This is a genomic window from Iodobacter violaceini, assembly GCF_011601265.1.
Classification (GTDB): domain Bacteria; phylum Pseudomonadota; class Gammaproteobacteria; order Burkholderiales; family Chitinibacteraceae; genus Iodobacter; species Iodobacter violaceini.
On record NZ_JAAOLX010000001.1, the window covers coordinates 26,093 to 47,616 of the forward strand.

Sequence of the window (21,524 nt, forward strand, 5' to 3'; positions counted from 1 at the left end):
TCTATTAAGGAAGCCACCCTTTTAGGCCAGATGGTTACGCAGGGCTTAATGTAGCTTACAAAAATCTACAATATTTTTACCTAACACCCCGGAGCAGATCGTGAAAGCCTGGCGCAATATGTCATGAGCTTGTCATGTAAACACGTTAACTTACGCAGAATTAATGCCGCTAGTACTTAATCAGGCATTTAACAAGCACGATTTTGTGACCGGAATTTCTGAGGAGTTATAAATTGTTAGATGAAATGCAAGCTTCCCGCCGCCAAGCCTTAAAATTATTCTCCAGCATTCCACTTTTACCACTGGGTGGTGCTTCAGCCGCATCCGTGCTGATGACCGCCTGTGGCGGAGACAGCGATACAACGACTGTCACTCCACCGGCCACAGTCAGCTTTGAATCAGCCAGCTTTAGCGGCATGGCAGCCCCTGGCATTGCAGACCCTTACGCAATGGGCACCACCAGCGTTGGCTCCGCGCTGAATGTAAAACTGAGCGATGGCACCACCCAAAGCTTTAAACTGGCTTACAAGCCTTTCTTTATCACAGGTGATTATGTTCCTGATGGTAAAGGCGGTTACAACCTGTCTGGCGGCTATGTTGATATCAACAACAAGCCGATTCTGGACACATCCGTACCAGGCCTGGAAAGACAATTCTTCTCTGATTGTGCTGACGGCACATCCCTGATTAATCTGGATAAAGCAACTGTTGCCGGTATCAAGGGCAAAGCGGTGTTTGCGGTTGTTCAATTTGAATACACCACCAACAACCAGGCCGGGCAAAGCATGTATGGCCAGCTGCCTTCCCCTATCGCCGTACTGACGCTGGATCAGGATCAGGCCACAGGTAAGCTGACACTGGTTAAATACCACAATGTGGATACTTCGCCAGCGCATATGCTGTGGATTACCTGTGGTGCCAGCATGTCACCTTGGAATACCCACCTTTCCAGCGAAGAATATGAGCCGGATGCTTTTACTGCCGCAACAGATTCGCAGTTTAAAGGCTTCAGCAAAAATGTATTCGGCGATGAAACCAAAGCAAATCCTTACCACTATGGCCACCTGCCTGAAGTAACAGTTAATCCGGATGGTACTGGCTCGATCAAAAAGCATTACTGCCTGGGCCGTATCTCGCACGAGCTGATTCAGGTTATGCCGGATAACCGCACCGCTTTAATGGGTGACGATGCAACCAACAGCGGCTTATTTGTTTTCGTTGCTGATAAAGAAAAAGACCTGTCTTCTGGCTCCTTGTACGTGGCTAAAGTCGGTACAGGTTTCTCTATCGACCCGGCAGCAGCCGGTGCCGCACTGACATGGATTAAGCTTGGCTCCGCCACCAGCGCAGAAATCGAAAAACTGGCTGACACCCTCAAGCCAAACGATATCATGACAGTTGTAAGCAAAGACCCTGCTGACGCAAGCTTCACCAAAATCTACAACGGCGGTAAAGTTGAGTGGATTAAGATCAAGCCAGGCATGGAAAAAGCAGCGGCCTTCCTTGAAACCCACCGTTACGCCAGCTTTGTGGGTGCCAGCATGGTATTCACCAAGATGGAAGGCACCACTGTTAACGCAAAAGACAAGATCGCTTACTCTGCACTGCAAAACATCGTGGCCTCAATGGTGAAAGGCGATAAAGCCAATAACCCAAATGACAGCGTTGCACTGGAAAAAGCATTAAAAGCGGGTGGCGTCATGGCGCACACCTTAGCAGGCGGCCAAAAAGACTTAGGCGGCGCAGCCATTAACAGCGAATGGGTACCGGTAAAAACCAAAGCCCTGATCGTTGGTGAAGATATCGCCAAAGATGCTTTAGGCAATACAGCAAATGTAGACAAGATTGCCAACCCGGATAATCTGAAATTCTCAGAAAAACTGCGTACCCTGTTTATTGGTGAAGACAGCAGCCAGCACGTAAATAACTTTGTGTGGGCTTACAATATCGACACTAAAGTGCTTTCACGTCTGATTTCCATGCCGGCTGGTGCAGAAGCCACGGGGCTGGTGGTTGCCGATGATGTAAATGGCTGGACCTATATCATGAGCAATTTCCAACATGCTGGTGACTGGATCAGCACAATGGATGCCGCAGCCAAAGCACTGGTTAACCCAATTGTTAACAGCAACTATAAAAACAAATTTGGTTGTGCTGTGGGTTATCTGACTGCAGAAGCATCCAGCATGAAGCTGTCTAAAGTTTAAACATTCAGCTTTAAATTAAAAAACAGCAAGTGGCGGCCCCCCGCTGCTTGCTGTTTTTTTTGTTAAATTAATTCATAAACAGGCTTTAATGTAAGCAGCAAAGCAGCAAGTGCTGCGGCTATTTTGCTATTCAGCTCATCCAGATACGCGGCTTCAAGGGCAATATCTGCCACCTGCATGCTTGCCTCCGGGGCGACAGCAGCCTTTCGCAGTTTTTTATGATTGCCCTCAAGTGCAGTTAAGCGCTCAAGATGAGCGGCTACCTCGGGGTAGTGATCTTTGGCCGCCCTGATCACAAAAGCATTTCCGCCACTGCCCTCACACTTATCAGCCTTTAATAATAAAGAAGCGCCAGCCAGCCGGTGCGCCTTATCCACGATGCCTGCAAAACGCATAGAAAAATGCTCATCGTGATAGCGATAAATGTCGTACCCCTCTGCGGAATCAGGCGCTAAATCGCGAATAAAACCTGTTGCCCGCTTCAGATTGCTCAGATCGTGCTCCAGCTCATACAGCTTTTCAAATTGCTTCGCTGCATAGCTTTCTTGCGGGCTGGCAGAAAAACGCCCGCCTGCTTGCATCCCTTTCAGCATGCTTTGATAAGAAGCCCAAAATGGGCGTAAAGAATGCAAGGCATTGTGCTCAGTTAACATGACTAATCCGTATTAATAAACCAGTAAAGATTGCTATCAGAAAGCTTCATACACGGGCCAGATACATCCCCGGCCCAAATAAAAATTTAACCATCAGGGAGCGCTCTTTACCCACCCAATCTCCCTCGCTGTTTTCTCACCGATCAGCGTCCGGCCCAAATGATCAGGAATCACTGCCAGCACTTCACTCACCGGCACACGCCCGCCCATCAGTTCGGCAAAACCCTGGGGGTAACGCGGCAGCAGATCCGGCTCGGCAAAGCCATCCGGATAAACGGGCATATTGGTGCTCAAATCATATTTATCTGTGGCATTCAAGGTATGCAGCAGCTCGTGGCCTGTAATCACCAGGTTTTGCCTGGCATAGGAGCGATCACCAAAAAGATTAATCCGCCCTATCCGCCCCTTATTCAGCGCAGTGGAATGACTAAGCTGAGGGTGAGTAGCCGGATCGTAATAGAGTAAATACAGGCGGATATCCGGTGGCACGCTCACTTTAGGGCTGTTGGCCCAAGCAAAGTATCTGAATTTCAGACTCCACAGCACCGTGCTTAATACACTGCCATCAGAGGGCGGTGCAGGCGGAACCGCTTTGACTTCAGCCCCCAGCTGAAACTCAAATGGCCGGTGCACAGCCAGCTGATATTGCTTAGCCTCAGCCGCAAAATACTGGCTCAGCGGCTCAAAATCATCCTTACTTAAGGTTTGCAAATAGGCACTCACCCTGGCACTGCCGCTGACATTCACCGGATATACCGCCACATATAAATTCTTTTTCCACTCCAGCGCGCCTTTATCCAGCCACATCCACTGTGCAACCTTGGCCAGAATCAGCAATAAAATCACGACTCTAATTTTTTTCCACATAACTAACCTGTTTAAATAAAAACATAAATAAGCAATAAAATCTTTTTACCCGCCATGCTGTTTTTTACGATGCTTTTTTCAATACAGCGGTACAAACGCTTCAGTATACTTTGTGAATTACCGCCCTTTACTTATCTGCCATGAATCAATCTGTTTTTTTCCTAAAAACCCTCAGCCTGTTTACCCTTACAGCCATTGCAGAAATAGCCGGCTGCTACCTGCCTTATCTTTGGCTGCGCAAAGGCGGCTCAGTATTTTTATTACTGCCTGCGGCTCTTAGCCTGATGATGTTTGTATGGTTGCTGACACTACACCCTGCAGCAAGTGGCAGGGTGTATGCGGCGTATGGCGGTGTTTATGTCAGTGTGGCGGTGCTCTGGCTGTGGCAGGTAGACGGCATTACGCCCGATCGCTGGGATATGATTGGCAGCCTGATCAGCTTAACCGGCATGGCGGTGATTTTACTGGCCCCCAGAGCCAGCTAGCGAGCCAGGCACCGCCAGGTACGTGATTTTACCTACAGCCTAACGCGCAATATATTGCTTAACATCATCAAACTAAAAGCACTCACTGCTAATATCGTTCTTTGTGGAGGTTTTATCTGATGAAAAACGTTAGAATCGAGCACGATTTATTAGGCGAAAAAGAAGTTCCTTTTGATGCTTACTATGGCATCCACACCCAGCGAGCCATAGAAAACTTCAAGATATCGCAAGCCAGAATCAGCGATAACCCCATTATGGTAAAAGCATTGGCCAAAACAAAAAAAGCCTGCGCTTTAGCCAATGGTGAAATTGGCACCATAGAAAAGAAAATATCTGAAGCTATTGCTAAAGCCTGCGATGAAATCATCAACAATAACCGCTGCCTGGACCAATTCCCCAGCGATGTATTTCAGGGTGGCGCAGGCACTTCGGTAAATATGAATGCCAATGAAGTGATTGCCAATTTAGCCTTAGAATTACAAGGGCACGGCAAAGGCGAATATCAATTTATTCACCCTAATGATCACGTCAACAAATGCCAGTCCACCAATGACGCCTACCCAACCGCATTCAGAGTAGCGCTGTTTGATCATTTGCTGATTTTAATGCGGCATATGGAAACGCTGCAACAAAGCTTTATTGCCAAATCAATTGAATTTAAAGACGTACTTAAAATGGGCCGCACCCAGCTGCAGGATGCGGTACCGATGTCTTTAGGGCAGGAATTTCATGCCTTTGCCACATTAATTAAAGAAGATATCCGCTTAATCGGGCAAATAAAAAACCTGTTGCTCGAAATTAACCTGGGCGCTACCGCCATTGGCACAGGGATTAACGCCCCTGCAGAATACCGCGAAATTGCCGTAAAAAAACTCTGCGAAATCACCGGCCACGCTTTTACTTCTTCTGAAGATTTAATTGAAGCGACTTCAGATTGCGGTGCATATGTGATGGTTTCAAGCGCATTAAAACGCACCGCCACCAAATTATCGATGATATGCAATGATTTGCGCCTCTTATCATCCGGCCCTCGTGCAGGCTTAAAAGAAATTAATCTGCCAGAATTACAAGCAGGCTCCAGCATTATGCCTGCCAAAGTAAACCCGGTGATACCAGAGGTAGTGAATCAGGTTTGCTTTAAAGTAATCGGCAATGATTTAACCATTACCATGGCAGCAGAAGCAGGACAATTGCAGCTCAATGTAATGGAGCCGGTCATTGCATCATCCTTATTTGAATCCATCCATTTACTGCAAAACGCCATGCAGGGGCTAAAAGAGAAATGCATTGATGGCATTAGCGCCAATGCAGAAACCTGCCGCCGCAATGTGCTCAACAGCATCGCCATTGTCACCTATCTGGACCCGGTGTTAGGCCATGCTAAATGCGATGAAATTGGCAAGATTTGCGCGCAAACCGGGCAAACCGTGATGGAAGTGTGCTTAGAGAAAAAGCTGCTCAGCCAGGCGCAATTAAATGATATTTTCTCAAATGAAAATCTGCTTAATCCGCAGTATTTAGGCAAGCGTTATTAACCCTTTCAGGCATTAATACAAAATCCTGCTTAAAACCCCCAGTCCTGTTAATCAGAGCTGGGGGGTTTAAGCAGGAGCATAAGCCCCGCAATGTTTAAAAACACCAATCAGAGTTTTAAACCATCAAGATAAGACTCAAGCGCTGCTGGCGATTTAAACCGCAGCACCTGCAAATGGCGATAAGATGGGTCTGCAATCATTTCCGAATATTGTTTTTTTCTTAAGGCATAAGTTTGCCATGCCCATAAAATAATAGAGTCTTTGCTGAAAAAATTATTCTTTAACGTTTCGGTATTGCCCGCCCATAATTTTTCTTTTTTAATCACCCGCAACAATGAACGTTTAATCACCCTCCACATAACTGTTGCTAATGAATAATCCAGCCAGATCAATTGCTGGGCATTGCCCCAGCTTAAATCCTTAATCTCCAGATAATTGCCATTCATTACCCAGGCAGAATGGCTGTTAATGGCATGTTCCACCCTGGCCCTGAAGAGTGACGCCCCCGCTGGAGTCCAATTCGCCTGCCAATATAAAGCATCTAATTCAATATCAGCCAGCTGCAAACGCTTTGCTAAATGCCTGGCCAGCGTGCTTTTGCCTGAGCCGCTGGTGCCAATAATCAATATTTTAGAATAAAAATTCACAGCGCATTGCCTTTATTAAATCAAACCAAAGCGGCCAGCAAGGCCTGATTTTGCATCTGTGCTTTTAAAACTGAAGCCTTTAAGTCCGGATATATGGCTTGAATATCAGATAAATTAGCATTGGCGTTTTCTATTGCAACTGCAACCATGGCAGACACCAAATAAGCACCGGCAACAATATCGGCCACGATAGATAATTTGATATCCGGTTTAATCTCACAACAAAGCTGCAAAACATTATTTCCCATGGCCGCAATTGTAATCCCCAATTGGGTGGCCGATACCGCGGCTTGTTCAATACTTTTTAAGCGTAAAGTTTGCTCTGCCACGGTCGATACAGGCAACTTATACGCGGCAAGAAATTGAAAAAAAGCCTCTGCATCTTGCTGCGCACAATCCATGCACTGCGCGGCATAGCCCAATAAACGCCTTTCTGCCTCTTGTAATACGGCTAATTCTGGTTTGGATTTTAATGTAATCCGAATCGCCTTTAATAATAAGGCAATTCCCATGTGGGCAGATACGCATGCCACGCATCCGCCACCTGGCACAGCATCTGTTGAAGCCGCTGTTTCAAATAAATCAGCTAATGAATCGGGTAATATATATGCGCTCATTGCAGATCAACCGCCTTTATTAAATTTGCAAATATCATGGCATTAGTCACCGCACCTGCGCCTTTAGGCACAGGTGTAACAAATGCGCCCAGATCAGATAATTCGGCACTGTTTACATCGCCCGAAGTTTTGCCATTGATAAATGAAATACCACAATCAATCACAATTTGCCCTGCTTTAAACCACTCACTTTTTACGGTACCGGCAATGCCAATCGCCGTCATTACAATATCACTTTGTGCAATCGCCATTTCAATATCAATCACCGCTGTTTTTGAATGGCAGACCGTCACCGTAGCATTGCGATTAATCAGCATTTCAAGTAATGGCCTGCCTACTGTCCTGCCCCGGCCTAAAATACATACTTTTTTGCCTGAGACCGCACTCAGCGATTCAAGAATATACAAAGCTGCAGCGGGTGTAGCCGGAGCAATAGCACTTTGCTCCTGATTAGTAAACAGAGCGCTGGTATTTTTAGAGCCCAGACCATCAATATCTTTATATTGGGCAATTTCATTTAGCAATATATCAGAATCAAGATGGGCAAAAACAGGCAAGCCAATCACAATACCATGCGCACTTTTATCCTGATTTAATTGCCGTATTTTTTCCAGCACCGTATCAAGACTTGCATCATAATCAAAGATAAATGATTCATATAAAACCCCCAGCTCTGCAGCTTGCCTTTTTTTAGTCTCTGCATAAGATAAAACACCCGCATCAGATGTAGCCAAAATTTCGCAGAGTTTAGGCGCAATACCGCGCTGTTTTAATTCTTTAACAGCCCGAACATTGAAAGCATTCAGTTCTTTTGCGAGAGCAAGACAATCAATAATCATGATTCAGCCTCAAAAAAATGAGCATGATAGCAAAAAATGATGATTGATTATTTTTAATCAATCTATTTTGCATATAAAAAATTAGAACTTCACAGAATCCACAGGGTGTATAAGTCTGGCATTTTTCAAGCCGTTTCAAAACACATGCACCGCTTAGTAATGTGGATTAGAAATTGCAGAAGAGGCGTTTCGGCTGGGTTTGGAGATTAGCGCACTGCACTTCACTTTAGGTACGCCCTACTCTCTTTGCTGCGGAGTAATAAAACATATTATTAAAAATTTAATTCTTTTAAATAATCAAAGCTTTGTTGAATGCTGTCAAACGGAGACTTTGCTACATCGTGCTCAACGAAATAATGCTGTATTCCTGCGCAATGTGGCATGAACAATTGCTTTTCCCAATCAATCACCCCCGGCCCTACTTCGGTTATCTCAGGGAACGCCTGATCAAAAGGCAGAGCTACTCTAAAATCTTGCGTTGGTAAATTTTTTAACTGTTTCAGGTGCACTAAGGGAAAACGACCTGGATAGCGCTGAAAATAATCTTCGGGGTCCTTTCCGGCAAGGGTAATCCAGCACAGGTCCAGCTCCATCTTTACTAAATCTGCATCACACTCCTGTAACAAAACATCATAAGGCAGCTCGCCATTTAACGGCACAAATTCAAAATGATGGTTGTGGTAGCAAAACTGAATTCCTGCCCGCTTGCACTGCTCCCCCGCCCGATTAAAGACCTCAGCAATACGCCTCCACCCATCAGGCTGTTCACGAATAGCAGCATCGATCCAAGGATTTACCAGATATTGATGGCCAAGCAGCTGCGCATTCTCAATGGCTTCAGAAAGTGACGGGCCTAAATCCTGGTAAGCGATATGCGCCGCAGGAGCACTTAAACCTGAATCATCTAAAAGATAGCGAATATCACGGGGTTTATTTTCAAAATAACCTGCAAATTCGACTTCTTTAAATCCAATATCTGCCACCTTCTCCAGTGTTTTCTGAAGGTTTTTTTTCATTTCGGCTCGTAAAGTGTAAAGCTGAACCCCGATCTTTTTACCTTCCATAAACCTTTCCTAAGTAAGACCCTTAAGGCTGGATAAAACAGGTACTTTTTCAGATATTTCCAAGCATAAATTGCAGTATTTCGCAGGGCGTAATACATCCGGGTGCTTTTTCCAGACGCATTACGCCCAATGGCAATTCGGATAAGAAGTGTTAGCCAGGCGATGAGTTTGGCCTGGCGGTAGGCGTACTGCGCTGCGCTTTGGGCAGACCCTGCTCACTTCGCAGTTAATTCACCCGCAACTCCTTAGCCAGATGCGGCGCTGCGTAGACCTTGTCCAGGGCATATAAAATGGCCTGCGCATCAACCGACAGGGCTCTGGCGGTTTCATCGGTGTAGACAAAGCGGCCACCCAGGCTTTCTAAATTACCATCAAAAATCAGCCCTACCCATTCGCCCCTGCTGTTAACCACGGGAGACCCGGAGTTGCCGCCGATGATATCGGCAGTGCTGGCAAAATTAAGCGGGACACGCGGATCAAGCTGGCTGCGTTTTTGGGCAATGGTTCCGGCCAGATCAAAAGGGGCCTTACTTGCAAAGCCATCGGCACGGGCAAGCAGCCCGCCAATCGTGGTTTTCCATGGTGTGGCGATACCATTAGAGGTGTAAGCCGCAGCTTTACCGTAAGACAGCCTTAATGTGCCTGTGGCGTCCGGCGGTAATGTCTTACCGTAAAGCGCAAAGCGGGCCTGCCCCAGCTTTTCTGCCGCTTGTTTAATCGGCGTTTCTACCTGCTCTTCTTTAAATTTAAGCAGCTCCCGGCGCAGCGGGTAGACCGCGAGCGCGATTTTGATCAGCGGATCTTCCGAGGCTTCGATCGCTTTTACGCCGCCTTCTAATAAGCGCACCCGCTCTTTTACCTCATTGATGCGGCTTTTCTTAACAACCGCCTCTGCCCAAACAATCGGCGATTTTTCGCCCAGCGTGGCTTGAATAAAGGGGTGATTTTCTCCCAATAAATCGAGCGCTTCATTAATCCCTGCGGCAAGGCGGATTGTTTCCAACTCTTTGTAAACGGGCACATCTGCACGTAGCTGTCGCTCCACCGCGGTAATTCGCGCATCACGGTAGGCACTCAGACGTACGGAATCGGGCAATTGCCGCTCAAAGGCAAGCTCGACTAATTTGCCTGCCTTATCAAACAGGGTGTATTGGCCATAGCCCACCGCCCAAAACTCCCTGGCTTTTGCAACGCCTTTTGCCGTTGCTGCATCAATCTCAGCCCATGGATCGCCCGTTAACCCTTTTTCTTGATAAGCCTTGCGAAAGATTGCCTCATCGGCTTCTTTACGCGCCATCAACTGCGGGCTTTTCAAAGCGGCATACTCACCCAATAAAGCTTTTTGCCAGTTTTCTGTGCCAAATAACACATCGAGTGCCTGCCTTGCCGCTTCGGGCGAGCGTTTAGAAAACGCATGCAGCAGTTGTTGCTGCATTTTTGCACTGGCCAGCTGAATCGGCATATTGATATCACGCAGCGCTTTAAGTTGCGCCAGCGTTTGCAATCGATCGGTATTGCCCGGATGGCCAACGACAAACACGGCATCGCCTTCGCCCACCGGCTTATCGGCCATTTTTAAATAGTGCTTTGGGTTCAGCGGTTTGTCGTTTTCATACACCCGAAACAGCGCAAAATCGAGGGCAAAGCGGGGGTAAACAAAATTATCTGCATCTCCGCCAAAAAATGCGGCCTGATATTCTGGTGCAAAAGCCAGCCGCACATCATTCCATTCTTTAAAGCGATACAGGTGATAGAGCGAGCCCTGATAAAGCGAAACCACTTCGCATTGTAAAGCGGTGGATTGCTTACATTTGCTCTCTAAATCCCCAATTACTGCCTTACGCAGCGCCGTGCGTTCTACATCATCCTTGCCCGCAGCCACAGCACGGCTTACCGCCTCGCTGACGTCATCACTGGAAATCAGCACCCGCGCCATCCCGCCCGGGCACTTTAATTCATCGCTGGATTTTTTTGCCACATAGCCATTTTTTTGCAGATCGCGCTCGGTGGTAGAGAGCTTATCAATGCAATTCATCGCCACATGATGATTGGTCAGCATCAGCCCGTCTTTGGAAACAAAAGAAGCAGACGCGCCAAAATTCACGGCAGACTGCTGTAAATGCTCAAGTAAGGCGGGGCTTAAACTGCTGCCATAGCGCTGTTGCACCAAGGCGCTTGGCGGATTATCAAAAGTCCACATTCCTTCATCGGCAAAGGCCGACATGGCCAAAACCATCAGGCTGCTTAAACAGGCGTAGCGCTGCTTCATCTGGTACCCCCTTTAATGGCTCCGTATTCAGAGCCTGCTATTTAGTTTTGATTCACTGCCTTTAACCCAAGCTGCATCATTCCAGCGTGTATCCATCAGACATCAGCCCAAATGTGGCTTCCCCATTCAAAACACAGGGAAGAGGATGAGTGGGTACTGCGGGGAAATTTACTCACAATCTACTTACACAAACCTTAATCAGTCTAAAGACACAAAGAGACACGAGCAAGCAAATATCATGAAAAAACATTTAATACTTACTGCAACTTGAATTAAAACCCAACTCTGGTATATGATCTGCAACGGGTCTGCAGCTCACCCAGGCGTCGCCGGTTCATATGAACCACGCTAAACCTGCTTTGGCGAATTAAATCTTTGCATCAAAGCTTGGCCCGAACCCTAGTGCCAGGCCGTAACGGCGACCAGCGGCAGTCTTTTCAGACTCAGGCACGACAGGAGATTCGACCATGTCGCGCACTACCTATCCTTTTTATACCTCTGATATTTCCGCCCTTGCCCGCTCGCTTAAACAGCAATGGGCGCTTGAGCCTGCCGCACCTGGCCACTTGCAAATTCTCAATATGCTGGCACGCGCTGCTGGTTTTAGTAATTTCCAGCACTTACGCGCTGCCGCAGAAACACCAGCCCCTGCTGCAAGTAACACCTTTTCTATTCTGACCAAACGTCTGCTGCGGCATTTTAATGAACAGGGCCGTTTAATCCGCTGGCCAACGAAGTTTTCTGAGCAGCTGCCCTGCATCTGGCCAATCTGGGCCAGCATTCCCGCCAACCAGCAAATGAGCGAAAAAGCCGCGAATGAATGGATTAAAAGCGCAGAAGCCATCGGCGATCACGTACTGCTGCGCCGTGAGCTGGTGAATTACAAACTGATCACCCGCACCCCGGATTGCCGCGTTTACCAAAGGCTGGAGCAGGATATTCCGCAAGAATTGCTGGAATTTATGGCAGAGATAGAGCGGCGTAAGGCAGCTGCTGGCGATTAAAACTACGCACAATAGCCGATTTGCAAGGAGCACAATGATTAAACCGTTGTGCTCCTCTGGCGCCGGTGCAAATAGATCAACGATTTGCTTGCAAACAAAGTTTTAATTCGTACCTTAAATTGCTGCAGGTCTGGCAACAAGCTAATCCCCCGCCAGATCTGCCATATTGCGGCAAAGAATCCTGCACTTTCAGCAATAAGCCCTGAAGGGACGTCAATTCATAATTACAGTAGACGCCCCAGCTTTCACCTTATTTCCACACAGAGCCTGCCAAAGTCTCATGGCAAATTGCTGAAGTATTTTGTAGTGAATTTCATTTCCCCGCCGGACCTGAACAACGTTTTTATCATAATTAGAACCATTGGCCAGCTGCCCAAAGCGAATACCTGCAACCCAAACCAGAAGCTGATCACACCCACAAAAAAACGGCAGGTTTCCCCGCCGTTTTTTTGCTCAAGCTCAATAGAATCAGCACTCCACAATATTTACCGGCACTTCAATCACATTAATGGCCAGGCCGCCGCGGGCGGTTTCTTTGTATTTGGTGTTCATATCCCGGCCGGTGTCGCGCATGGTTTTGATCACGCGATCAAGCGATACAAAGTGCTGGCCATCGCCGCGCAGCGCCATGCGGGCTGCGTTGATGGCTTTGATTGATGCCATGGCATTGCGCTCAATACAGGGCACTTGCACGAGGCCCCCTACCGGATCGCAAGTCAGGCCCAGATTATGCTCCATGCCAATTTCTGCTGCGTTTTCGACCTGCTCGGGCGTGCCGCCCAAGACTTCAGCCAGCGCACCTGCAGCCATCGAGCAAGCAGAGCCCACTTCGCCCTGACAACCCACTTCCGCACCAGAAATAGAAGCATTCAGCTTAAATAAGATACCGATCGCGCCAGCAGTCAAAAAGAAACGCACAATACCGTCGTCAGTTGGATTAGGTGTAAATCGGGCGTAATAGTGCATCACGGCGGGGATAATGCCTGCTGCGCCATTGGTAGGCGCAGTCACCACCCGGCCACCGCCGGCGTTTTCTTCATTTACCGCCAGCGCGTACAAATTCACCCAATCGAGCACCGTAAGCGGATCACGCAGCGCGGCCTCCGGGGAGGCCAGCAGCTTTTGATACATATCGGCTGCACGGCGTTTTACTTTTAAGCCACCAGGTAAAGTGCCTTCCCGCTCGCAGCCACGTTTTACACAGGCTTGCATCACAGCCCAGATTTCCAGCAAGCCTGCACGGATTTCATCTTCGGTGCGCCAGGCCAGCTCGTTTTCCAGCATGATCTGGCTGATGGTTTTACCGTGGCGCTCGCACAGCGCCAACAGCTCGGCCCCGCTTTTAAACGGATGCTTCAGTTCGGTCACGCCGGGCGGGTTAAAGCCCGCATCTACCGCAGCCTCATCCACCACAAAACCACCGCCCACAGAATAATAAGCACGCTTAGAGATGCTTTCGCCTGCCGCATCAAAGGCTTCAAAAATCATGCCATTCGGGTGATAAGGCAGGGTTTTACGCTTATGCAAAATCAGGTGTTCGGCCTCGATAAATGCAATTTCGTGCGTGCCTAAAAGGCGTAGCCTGCGATTTTCGCGAATGGCGGCCACCATTTCATCCACCTTATCGGTATCCACAAGGCGGGGCGATTCGCCCTGCAAGCCCAGCAACACAGCGATATCCGAGCCGTGCCCCTTACCGGTTGCCCCTAAGGAGCCAAATAATTCGCTTTTTACTTTTGCGACTTTATCAAGAATGCCGTCTTTTTCTAAACGACGGGCAAAAGTGCGCGCGGCCCGCATCGGGCCAACGGTGTGCGAGCTAGATGGGCCAAGGCCGATCTTAAATAAATCAAAAACGCTGATTGCCATTTTGTGTATCCCGGATATTGCCTGCTGCTGCACTGAGCATTTGCCCATTTGCAGCGCGGCTATTGTTGATATGTATAGTCAGACAGATTGTTTTTACAGAATATCGTTCAGCACCAGCACCAAATAAGGTGCCCGTTGCCTGTATTTTCTTCAGACAGCTGATTGAAAGCGCGCAGCTTACAAAGGTTAAGAGGCAAAGCGGCACGCGTAAACAGAGCAGACAAAGATGACAGTGCCCGCTCAGCAGTGAGCCGAACGATGCCCCTCTGTCCTTTTGCCTGAGAGATTGCGGCAGATGCAGCGCACCGGCCATGCTTCCTTCGGCGAGGCAGGCTAACCTGCCTTCTCTCCAGATTGCCAACGCCATCACAGTTCTTTTGCCTGAGAGTTTCCGGGGCGATTCCCCTTCGGCGCTGCTCGCTGGAAGCAGTCTCTCCTGCAATGGCTGCGGCAAGCCCTGAAGATCAAACCGGGCATGGCCGCGTAGCAGCGGCCAATCTATTGAAGCTTGCAAGGGATGTCAATTCATGATTAGCCCTGGGGCCAATAAAAAACCCCATACTTATGCCCAAGTATGGGGGGAATAATAAATTCAGCGGCTCAAACTATTTAAAACATGCCATTGCCATTAGCATCTTTCTCTGGCACAGCCTGAATCACATCCCAATGCTCGGTGATCTTGCCCTTTTTCACGCGAAAAATATCCACCACCGCCACACCACGCTCACCTGCTTTATCTTGTGAATGCACATGCAACATCACCAAATCACCTTCAGCAATCACACGCTTAATTGTGGCACGCGAATTCGGAGCATTTGTTTTAAGATAACGAATAAAATCCTGCAAAGGCTGCACGCCATTCGCTACCTCAGGATTATGCTGAATATAATCTTTAGCAATAAAGGGTAAAACCCCTTCAGCATCTAACTTATTGAATGCAGTATCGTAAAATTTAAGCACCAGCGCCTTGTTTTTTTCTTCCTTAGGCCCGGCCATTGCCGTAGTGGCCAGCAAACCTAAAATCATAGTAATGAGTAATTTTTTCATTTTAAATATCCTTTGGCTGCTTATTTAATAAAAGCAAAAAATGAAGAGCGCACGCTCTGCAAACTATAGCGATTTTTTAAAAACATTGCGTCCTGTTTCCCAACTACAGTAGCAAAAATCAGCCATCAACAGCCAGTACTCATTTCACCTTACGGGCTGGAAAATAAGTCTGCCCTCAGCCATTCCTCTCAGCACAGCGTATTTTTAAACACAGCCACCATCAGCACATTAAATACCAAAGGCATTAAACACCATGACATTATTTAGCTCACGCCCTTACTTACATACCTTCTGCCACCGCCTTGCGCCACAATATACTTCGCATTTTAAATACCTTGCTTCACCATCAGAATTTAACAAAAAAAAAGCAATAAAAACGGGCCTGTTTCAATGTATTAATATACTGAGACAGGCCCACAAACAGGCATTCAAATCAGCTTATTGTGCTTTCACCTGAACCAGACGTTTGGTATTCCATAAAGCAACCTGGCCTGCATCAGCCCCCACAATGCCAATTTGATAAATATGCCCCGGTGCCTTTTTAGGTAAGGAAATACGCACTGTTTTAGGTGTGCCATAGGCATAAACCGCTTGTGTTTCAAAAAGCTGATTATCTATATACACTTTAATAAGCTCAGTTTCAGCCACCTGAATATCCAGCGTATTATTGCCCTCTTTTTGCTCTATGATATTCCCCACCGGGCCAGTAAACTGATAGCCCGATTTAGTCACAGGCTTGGCTAATAAATCGGCCGCAATTTTATCAAACTGGGTTTGATCACCATTTACCAGATCACTTAATGCGCGCGGAACATTCACATCCGCCTGGCAACCATAATCTTCAATAATGGTATTTGGGTTATAACCACCGCGCACAGACTGGCGCCATGACACGCGCATTGAAACGCCATCTGGTAAAGGTTTAAACCAATCCGGGCCTAATTCTGCAAAAAAGCCATGCTCCAGCACATTTGCACCACCCGCCCCGGTAGAAGGATCTTCACCGTATATGGTTGCCACGCCATTATCCTGCATCTGGCAAGTAAATAAATCGGTTGCCGAATAGCTGCGCGCATTTGCTAAAACACCTACAGGTTTGTAATAGGCCTGCCCCAGTGCATTTGCATCTTCAGCAGAAGTAAATACCCCTGTTTTGCTATATGTGTTTTTAGTTTTGGCTGCATCATTAATCAGCTTTACCCATTCAGGCCAATATTGTCTGAAATCATCCTGATTTAAAAACTGATTATTCAGCTTAGTATTCAATAAGCGCGCAGATCCGGTACTTGCCTTACCCGGTTTAAACAGCTGCGGCAATTGATCTGCATAGCTGATATAGCCACCACCATTATTACGGACATCAATAATCAGTGCATCGGTTTTAGCCAGCTGATTGCGCAGCAGGTTGTAAATGATATTAACGGCCTGATCAGGGTTGGCAGGCACAAAGCTGCTCAGGCTGATATAGCCCAAACGTTTTTCACCCTTAGGCACAATGGCCCATTTAATGGTTGGCTCTGCCGTAGGATTTTTACTAAAGCCCTGAATATCTGATTCAGCCGTATTGCGGCTCACAAATTGATTGTACTGCTCCTGATAGCCCTCAACACTCTGAGCAAATGCCTTATCAGTAAGTGCCTTAGCAGACGCTGTGGCAGCTTTGTTTTCTAAAGCGGCATCGTCGTATTGCACCAGCCATGGTAAATCAATTGAATACACTTCCCCCGTTTTGGCAGAGCGCAATTTAATCAGCACACGGTCATTTGCAGGAGGCAATTTCCCTGATTGTGGCACCAGCGTCATATATTGAATAGCGCGCGAAAATCCGCCATACAGATTTGCACCCGCGCCATTAATCAGCACATTATTCACGGCCTGCTTAACCGGTAATCCTGCGTATTCAAGTACCTGATCGCCCACCTCCGGCTTTCTTAAAGAAGGCAGCAGCGCATCAAAATAATTGGCATAAACCCGGTCAATGCGCACTTCATTTAATTCTGCACCATCTGCAGTACGGGCAAAATTAATCGGCAGAAAACTTAAAAATGCAGCATGGGGAAGCGGGAAATTATAATTAAGATGCAAATCACGCTGATTAATAAAAATCTGGCTCAGCTGGGCATGCAGCTGGGCGGTGCTCAGCTTATCAATATTGTTAATGACTTTTTGCACTGCATCTGCCGGATTAACGTGGCCTTTATTCCAATCTGGGCTATTACCATAATAAATATCTTTTGCATAACGATTAACATATAAATCACGTAAAAACAACTGCGCCTGCTCTGCAAGCGTTTGTTTATCGGCCCTGCTTAATTCATTAAAAGTAATTTGCGGCCGGACATTTGATAAGTAATCGTTTTTAATTTCAGCCTGCGCAAAAGCCGACATCATGGCCAGTGCAATCGTTGCAATTTTAATCAGCTTCATGGCTTCCCTTGGAATAGTGGGTATCTAATAATTGACCTGCTTGTCACTTTACCGGCAGTGCCAATAAAGAATGACAATCAAGTATTTCAACCCGCCATCTGGCTGTCAACGATCATTACATAATAAGTAAACAAATAAAAAGCATATAAAAAGGAACTCAACAGCTTAAGCCTTGATACCACAATAGATTATGCATTTTTCATATTTCAAAAAAATCATAAATACAGCCATAAAAAAGCAACAATCGCAAAAATATGGGTGTTTTTATGATAAAAAACCATGATGAGCAGGTAATGATAAAGCATAAATTTTGTAAGCAACTCAAAGATAAGAGTACCGCTTTGTTTTCAACAAATAGTGGTAAGCCTGGCTGCTGTCAGGTACAGAATCATGAAGATTGAATGCTGATAATTAAATATCAGCAGGGTGCTGTTTATTACGATTTACAGCCTGTTTATTCATCACATAACTCAGACCAAATCATTCATTTTCAAGCAGATCCGAAGGCGCCCGCCTTAGACACATTGATATGGTATTTTTCCAACTAGGCAAAAGCTGAGAAAAAGGCTTGATCCCGCAAGAAGCGTCGTATTACGATGCGGGGATAGAAGATGAAAGGCGGCTCCTGCCAGCCTTCACGGGAAGAGACTAATTATATGAAGAATCACCGCCTCTCCAGAGGTTTCACCCTGCTGGAATTATTGGTTGTTTTGCTGATTATTGCCCTGCTGGCCGGTTACGTTGGGCCTAAGCTATTTGGTGAAGTAGGCAAAGCTAAGACCAAGACTGCGGCAAGCCAGATGAAATCCATTGCGGATGCACTGGATCATTACCGTCTTGATACCGGCCACTATCCAAGTACCGAACAAGGCATCAATGTGCTGACCAAAAAGCCCAGTGACGAGCCAAAGTGGCAAGGCCCTTATCTGATGAAAGACGTACCGGCCGATCCATGGGACAGGCCTTACGTTTACAGCAAACCGGGTGAAAACGGCCGCGACTACGATTTGCTTACTTTAGGCGCAGATGGCAAAGCCGGTGGTACGGGCGAAGACACCGACGTCAGCTACTAATCTATAAAGCCCATTCCCCATGCGCTACACCGTTAAAGCCTTGCAGGCAGGTAAGCTGCTGCAGCTGGATATCGACGCCGCTAATGAAAGCGAGCTACGGGATAAGCTGACAGCGCAGGGGCAGCAATTTTTATCTGCCAGAGCGCACAGCGCCTTTAAGCTTTCTTCCAAAGAGTTTGGCCTCTCGCTTTTTACCCAAGAGCTGATCGCGCTTTTGCAAGCGGGGCTGACGCTGGTTGAAGCGGTAGAAACACTTAAAGAAAAGAGCGCACAAGATACCAATGGCGAAGTATTAAGCCGCATGATTGAAGGCCTGTACCAGGGCTTACCACTATCTAAAGTACTGGCACAAATGAGCCAGCACTTTCCGCCTTTATATATTGCGACTGTCAGCTCGGCCGAAAAGACCGGCCACCTTGCCGATGCGCTGGGCCGCTATCACCATTACGAATCCCGGCTGGCTGCGGTCAAAAAGAAAGTCATCTCGGCGGTGATTTACCCGCTGGTGGTCATTGGTATTGGCGGCGGCATTATGTTGTTTTTGCTGTTTTATGTAATTCCAAAGTTCAGCCAGATCTATGCATCCATGAAAAACCTGCCTTTTGCCGCACAAGTGATGCTGTGGTGGGGCGATCTGGTGCATAAGCACGGCGTAATGATGTTTAGCGGCATGGTGCTCAGCGTGGTGTTGGCGGTGTTTTTGCTGCGTACCGCTGCAGCAAAAAATGCTTTGCGCGAGACCTTCTGGCGCTTGCCACGTTTAGAGCAGTACCGGCGTTTATTTTCGCTGACCCGTTTTTACCGCACCGTGGGCCTGCTGCTGGCTGGCGGGATTTCGGTCGTGCATGCAATGGAGCTGGCCGCGCAATTGTTGCCGCTGAAAATGCAGCTTGGCTTACAGCAGGCCCTGGTTGATGTGAAATCGGGCCAGTCCCTTTCGCAAGCACTGCCCCGCTATCAGCTGACCACCCCCGTATCAGAGCGCTTACTGCGTGTTGGGGAACAAAGCGGCGAGCTGGCCACCATGTGCGAGCGCTCGGCGCAGTTTTGCGATGAAGAGCTGGAACGCGCCATCGATATGTTTACCCGCCTTTTTGAGCCCATTTTAATGTTGATTATTGGTGTATTGATCGGCGGAATTGTTTTTTTGCTGTATATGCCGATTTTTGAGCTGGCTGGGAATATGCAATGACAGATGCCACATATAAACCCGCTGCGACTGAAGCGATCACACCATCTTTACCCAGGCTTAGCCTGGAGCTGATTCAAACATTACGCCAGGATCAGGCCCCGCTTGCGCCGCGTTTGCAACAAGTATTGCAACTGAGCGATGCCGATTACGGCGGGCAGCTTAGCCGCTTTCTGGGCCTGCCGTTTTTAAGCCAGGAAGAGCTCAGCACATTCAGCCCGCGCTACGATTTGCTGCCTTATGGCGAAGCCGTAGCAAGGCAATGTCTGCTGCTCGAAGGCCCGGAGGGGCTGTGCATTGTCCTGGCCGATCCTTTTGATGCCGCGCTGCGTAACTGGCTGCGCCAGCGCATAAGCGTCAGCTATCAGACGGCTTTTGCCCATCATCAGGCACTGCGTACTTACCTGGATCAGTTTGAAACCTCACACCGGGCGATGGATCAGCTCGGCGTTGGCGAGCAAAGCGAGGTGAATCAGGACGGTATCGTCGAAATTTCACTCGCCACCCTGGCCGCAGATAAAAAGCCCGTCGTCAAACTGGTGAATTCCACGCTGTATGACGCGCTGAAAGCCAAGGCTTCAGATGTGCATATGGAAAGCACGCCAAATGGATTAACCATTAAATATCGTATTGATGGCGTGCTGCTGCATATCGGCGGCGCAAATGGCCTGGAGACCGCCGAGCAGGTGATTTCGAGGATTAAGGTACTGGCCGATTTAGATATTTCAGAGCGCCGCGTACCGCAAGACGGGCGTTTTAAAGCACGAATTAATGGCCGCGAAGTGGATTTTCGCGTCTCCATCATGCCGTCGATTTATGGCGAAGATGCCGTGCTGCGGGTATTAGATAAGCAAAACGGCGGCGACGCTTTTAAGCAGCTGCGTTTAGATATTCTTGGCTTTGATGACGGCACAATGGGCCGGATCAGAAGTCTTGCACGCGAGCCTTACGGCTTGCTACTGGTCACAGGCCCTACCGGCTCAGGTAAATCGACCACGCTTTACGCCACGCTTTCTGAAATCAATACTGGCGAAGAAAAAATCATCACGATCGAAGACCCGGTGGAATACCAGCTGCCCGGCGTATTGCAAATCCCAGTAAACGATAAAAAAGGCCTGAGCTTTGCCCGCGGCCTGCGCTCGGTGCTGCGCCATGATCCGGATAAGATTCTGGTGGGTGAAATTCGTGATGGTGAAACGGCCAATATTGCGGTGCAAGCCGCGCTGACCGGCCACCTGGTGCTCACTTCCGTACACGCCAACAATGTGTTCTCGGTGCTCGACCGCTTTATTCATATGGGCGTAGAACCGAACAGCTTTGTGGATGCGCTGATCGGCGTGGTGGCCCAGCGCCTGATTCGCAAAGTGTGTCTGCATTGCGTAGTGGACGACGAGCCCGATGAAGAGCTGCTCGCCACATCGGGGCTAAACAGTGAAATAGTCAAAGGCTGGCGCTTTAAAAAAGGCGTGGGATGTAAGGCTTGCCGTCATACCGGCTACCAGGGGCGTAAGGCCATTGCCGAGGTATTGCGGCTGAACGACGAGCTAAAGCAAGCCATCGCCAGCCGCGCGCCAGCTGTAGAGCTGAAACAACTTGCCGCACGCTTTGGATTTTTGTCCATGCGCCAGCAAGCGCTCAGCGTTGTGGCCAGCGGAGAAACGACCTTACAAGAAATCAATCGTGTGACTTTTGTGGATTAAATTGGGCCTCTTTGTAGATTCATAGGGTGCAA

The 21,524-nt window shown here is 47.9% G+C and carries 18 protein-coding genes and 1 riboswitch; of the genes, 7 read left to right on the forward strand and 11 right to left on the reverse strand.

Annotated elements, in window-relative coordinates; all coding sequences use genetic code 11:
- The first annotated feature begins 233 nt into the window (after positions 1-233).
- Positions 234-2,207 carry a PhoX family protein gene (locus tag HA050_RS00115; protein WP_240928932.1) on the forward strand — a complete coding sequence of 658 codons (1,974 nt, stop codon included), beginning with the start codon at positions 234-236 and terminating at the stop codon, positions 2,205-2,207.
- Positions 2,208-2,269: 62 nt separating this feature from the next.
- Here HA050_RS00115 and HA050_RS00120 read toward each other — a convergent pair whose 3' ends face one another.
- Together HA050_RS00120 and HA050_RS00125 are read right to left on the reverse strand one after the other, a co-directional pair.
- Positions 2,270-2,860 carry a hypothetical protein gene (locus HA050_RS00120; RefSeq protein WP_166820578.1) on the reverse strand — a complete coding sequence of 197 codons (591 nt, stop codon included), beginning with the start codon at positions 2,858-2,860 and terminating at the stop codon, positions 2,270-2,272.
- Positions 2,861-2,953: 93 nt separating this feature from the next.
- On the reverse strand, positions 2,954-3,727 hold the full coding sequence (locus HA050_RS00125) for a hypothetical protein (protein WP_166820580.1): 774 nt from the start codon (positions 3,725-3,727) through the stop codon (positions 2,954-2,956).
- A gap of 140 nt (positions 3,728-3,867) precedes the next feature.
- On the opposite strand from HA050_RS00125, the gene HA050_RS00130 reads away from it, so the two are divergent.
- Both HA050_RS00130 and aspA read left to right on the forward strand, forming a co-directional pair.
- Positions 3,868-4,212 carry a YnfA family protein gene (locus HA050_RS00130; protein ID WP_166820582.1) on the forward strand — a complete coding sequence of 115 codons (345 nt, stop codon included), beginning with the start codon at positions 3,868-3,870 and terminating at the stop codon, positions 4,210-4,212.
- A gap of 119 nt (positions 4,213-4,331) precedes the next feature.
- On the forward strand, positions 4,332-5,747 hold the full coding sequence (aspA, locus tag HA050_RS00135; RefSeq protein WP_166820584.1) for an aspartate ammonia-lyase: 1,416 nt from the start codon (positions 4,332-4,334) through the stop codon (positions 5,745-5,747).
- A 107-nt stretch (positions 5,748-5,854) separates the two neighbouring features.
- On the opposite strand, the gene HA050_RS00140 is transcribed toward aspA, so the two are convergent.
- The 5 genes from HA050_RS00140 to HA050_RS00160 all read right to left on the reverse strand — a co-directional run bounded on the left by HA050_RS00140 (position 5,855) and on the right by HA050_RS00160 (position 11,183).
- On the reverse strand, positions 5,855-6,394 hold the full coding sequence (locus HA050_RS00140; protein WP_166820586.1) for a P-loop NTPase family protein: 540 nt from the start codon (positions 6,392-6,394) through the stop codon (positions 5,855-5,857).
- Between the two features lie 20 nt (positions 6,395-6,414).
- Positions 6,415-7,011, reverse strand: coding sequence for a cyclodeaminase/cyclohydrolase family protein (locus HA050_RS00145; protein WP_166820588.1), 597 nt, complete (start codon positions 7,009-7,011; stop codon positions 6,415-6,417).
- Complete coding sequence (locus tag HA050_RS00150; RefSeq protein WP_166820590.1) at positions 7,008-7,850, reverse strand: bifunctional 5,10-methylenetetrahydrofolate dehydrogenase/5,10-methenyltetrahydrofolate cyclohydrolase; 843 nt, start codon at positions 7,848-7,850, stop codon at positions 7,008-7,010. Before HA050_RS00150 ends, HA050_RS00145 begins: the two co-directional genes overlap by 4 nt.
- A 272-nt stretch (positions 7,851-8,122) precedes the next feature.
- Positions 8,123-8,914 (reverse strand): sugar phosphate isomerase/epimerase family protein, encoded by a 792-nt coding sequence (locus HA050_RS00155; protein ID WP_166820592.1) that lies wholly within the window; start codon positions 8,912-8,914, stop codon positions 8,123-8,125.
- A 226-nt stretch (positions 8,915-9,140) separates the two neighbouring features.
- Entirely contained in the window at positions 9,141-11,183 is a 2,043-nt protein-coding gene (locus HA050_RS00160) for a S46 family peptidase (RefSeq protein ID WP_166820594.1), read from the reverse strand.
- Positions 11,184-11,650: 467 nt separating this feature from the next.
- On the opposite strand from HA050_RS00160, the gene HA050_RS00165 reads away from it, so the two are divergent.
- Complete coding sequence (locus HA050_RS00165; RefSeq protein WP_166820596.1) at positions 11,651-12,187, forward strand: DUF2087 domain-containing protein; 537 nt, start codon at positions 11,651-11,653, stop codon at positions 12,185-12,187.
- 468 nt (positions 12,188-12,655) lie between these two features.
- Here the strand turns inward: HA050_RS00165 and HA050_RS00170 are convergent, their stop codons facing one another.
- From HA050_RS00170 to HA050_RS00185, 4 genes are all read right to left on the reverse strand, one after another.
- Entirely contained in the window at positions 12,656-14,056 is a 1,401-nt protein-coding gene (locus tag HA050_RS00170; protein ID WP_166820598.1) for an L-serine ammonia-lyase, read from the reverse strand.
- Positions 14,037-14,423, reverse strand: coding sequence for a hypothetical protein (locus tag HA050_RS00175; RefSeq protein ID WP_166820600.1), 387 nt, complete (start codon positions 14,421-14,423; stop codon positions 14,037-14,039). The genes HA050_RS00170 and HA050_RS00175 overlap by 20 nt, the downstream gene beginning before the upstream one ends.
- Positions 14,416-14,505: riboswitch (glycine riboswitch) on the reverse strand. (Overlaps the previous gene by 8 nt.)
- 160 nt (positions 14,506-14,665) lie before the next feature.
- A complete protein-coding gene (locus HA050_RS00180) occupies positions 14,666-15,103 on the reverse strand; it encodes a nuclear transport factor 2 family protein (RefSeq protein ID WP_166820601.1) in 438 nt (145 codons plus the stop codon).
- A 438-nt stretch (positions 15,104-15,541) separates the two neighbouring features.
- Positions 15,542-17,530, reverse strand: coding sequence for a S41 family peptidase (locus HA050_RS00185; protein WP_166820603.1), 1,989 nt, complete (start codon positions 17,528-17,530; stop codon positions 15,542-15,544).
- Between the two features lie 656 nt (positions 17,531-18,186).
- Here HA050_RS00185 and gspG point away from each other — a divergent pair.
- Genes gspG through HA050_RS00200 form a run of 3 tightly spaced genes read left to right on the forward strand, consistent with a single transcriptional unit; the run spans position 18,187 to position 21,492 of the window.
- Entirely contained in the window at positions 18,187-18,603 is a 417-nt protein-coding gene (gene gspG / locus HA050_RS00190; RefSeq protein WP_099399166.1) for a type II secretion system major pseudopilin GspG, read from the forward strand.
- A gap of 19 nt (positions 18,604-18,622) precedes the next feature.
- Positions 18,623-19,795, forward strand: a complete 1,173-nt coding sequence (locus HA050_RS00195; protein WP_166820605.1) for a type II secretion system F family protein — start codon at positions 18,623-18,625, stop codon at positions 19,793-19,795.
- Positions 19,792-21,492 (forward strand): GspE/PulE family protein, encoded by a 1,701-nt coding sequence (locus HA050_RS00200; protein ID WP_166820607.1) that lies wholly within the window; start codon positions 19,792-19,794, stop codon positions 21,490-21,492. The genes HA050_RS00195 and HA050_RS00200 overlap by 4 nt, the downstream gene beginning before the upstream one ends.
- Positions 21,493-21,524: the final 32 nt, after the last annotated feature.

Coding starts and splice junctions, on each gene's coding strand:
- HA050_RS00170 (WP_166820598.1), bottom strand. CDS start 14,056: ATGGCAATCAGCGTTTTTGATTTATTTAAGATCGGCCTTGGCCCATCT.
- HA050_RS00165 (WP_166820596.1), top strand. CDS start 11,651: ATGTCGCGCACTACCTATCCTTTTTATACCTCTGATATTTCCGCCCTT.
- HA050_RS00160 (WP_166820594.1), bottom strand. CDS start 11,183: ATGAAGCAGCGCTACGCCTGTTTAAGCAGCCTGATGGTTTTGGCCATG.
- aspA (WP_166820584.1), top strand. CDS start 4,332: ATGAAAAACGTTAGAATCGAGCACGATTTATTAGGCGAAAAAGAAGTT.
- HA050_RS00155 (WP_166820592.1), bottom strand. CDS start 8,914: ATGGAAGGTAAAAAGATCGGGGTTCAGCTTTACACTTTACGAGCCGAA.
- HA050_RS00145 (WP_166820588.1), bottom strand. CDS start 7,011: ATGAGCGCATATATATTACCCGATTCATTAGCTGATTTATTTGAAACA.
- HA050_RS00150 (WP_166820590.1), bottom strand. CDS start 7,850: ATGATTATTGATTGTCTTGCTCTCGCAAAAGAACTGAATGCTTTCAAT.
- gspG (WP_099399166.1), top strand. CDS start 18,187: ATGAAGAATCACCGCCTCTCCAGAGGTTTCACCCTGCTGGAATTATTG.
- HA050_RS00185 (WP_166820603.1), bottom strand. CDS start 17,530: ATGAAGCTGATTAAAATTGCAACGATTGCACTGGCCATGATGTCGGCT.
- HA050_RS00180 (WP_166820601.1), bottom strand. CDS start 15,103: ATGAAAAAATTACTCATTACTATGATTTTAGGTTTGCTGGCCACTACG.
- HA050_RS00125 (WP_166820580.1), bottom strand. CDS start 3,727: ATGTGGAAAAAAATTAGAGTCGTGATTTTATTGCTGATTCTGGCCAAG.
- HA050_RS00195 (WP_166820605.1), top strand. CDS start 18,623: ATGCGCTACACCGTTAAAGCCTTGCAGGCAGGTAAGCTGCTGCAGCTG.
- HA050_RS00200 (WP_166820607.1), top strand. CDS start 19,792: ATGACAGATGCCACATATAAACCCGCTGCGACTGAAGCGATCACACCA.
- HA050_RS00130 (WP_166820582.1), top strand. CDS start 3,868: ATGAATCAATCTGTTTTTTTCCTAAAAACCCTCAGCCTGTTTACCCTT.
- HA050_RS00120 (WP_166820578.1), bottom strand. CDS start 2,860: ATGTTAACTGAGCACAATGCCTTGCATTCTTTACGCCCATTTTGGGCT.
- HA050_RS00175 (WP_166820600.1), bottom strand. CDS start 14,423: ATGGCGTTGGCAATCTGGAGAGAAGGCAGGTTAGCCTGCCTCGCCGAA.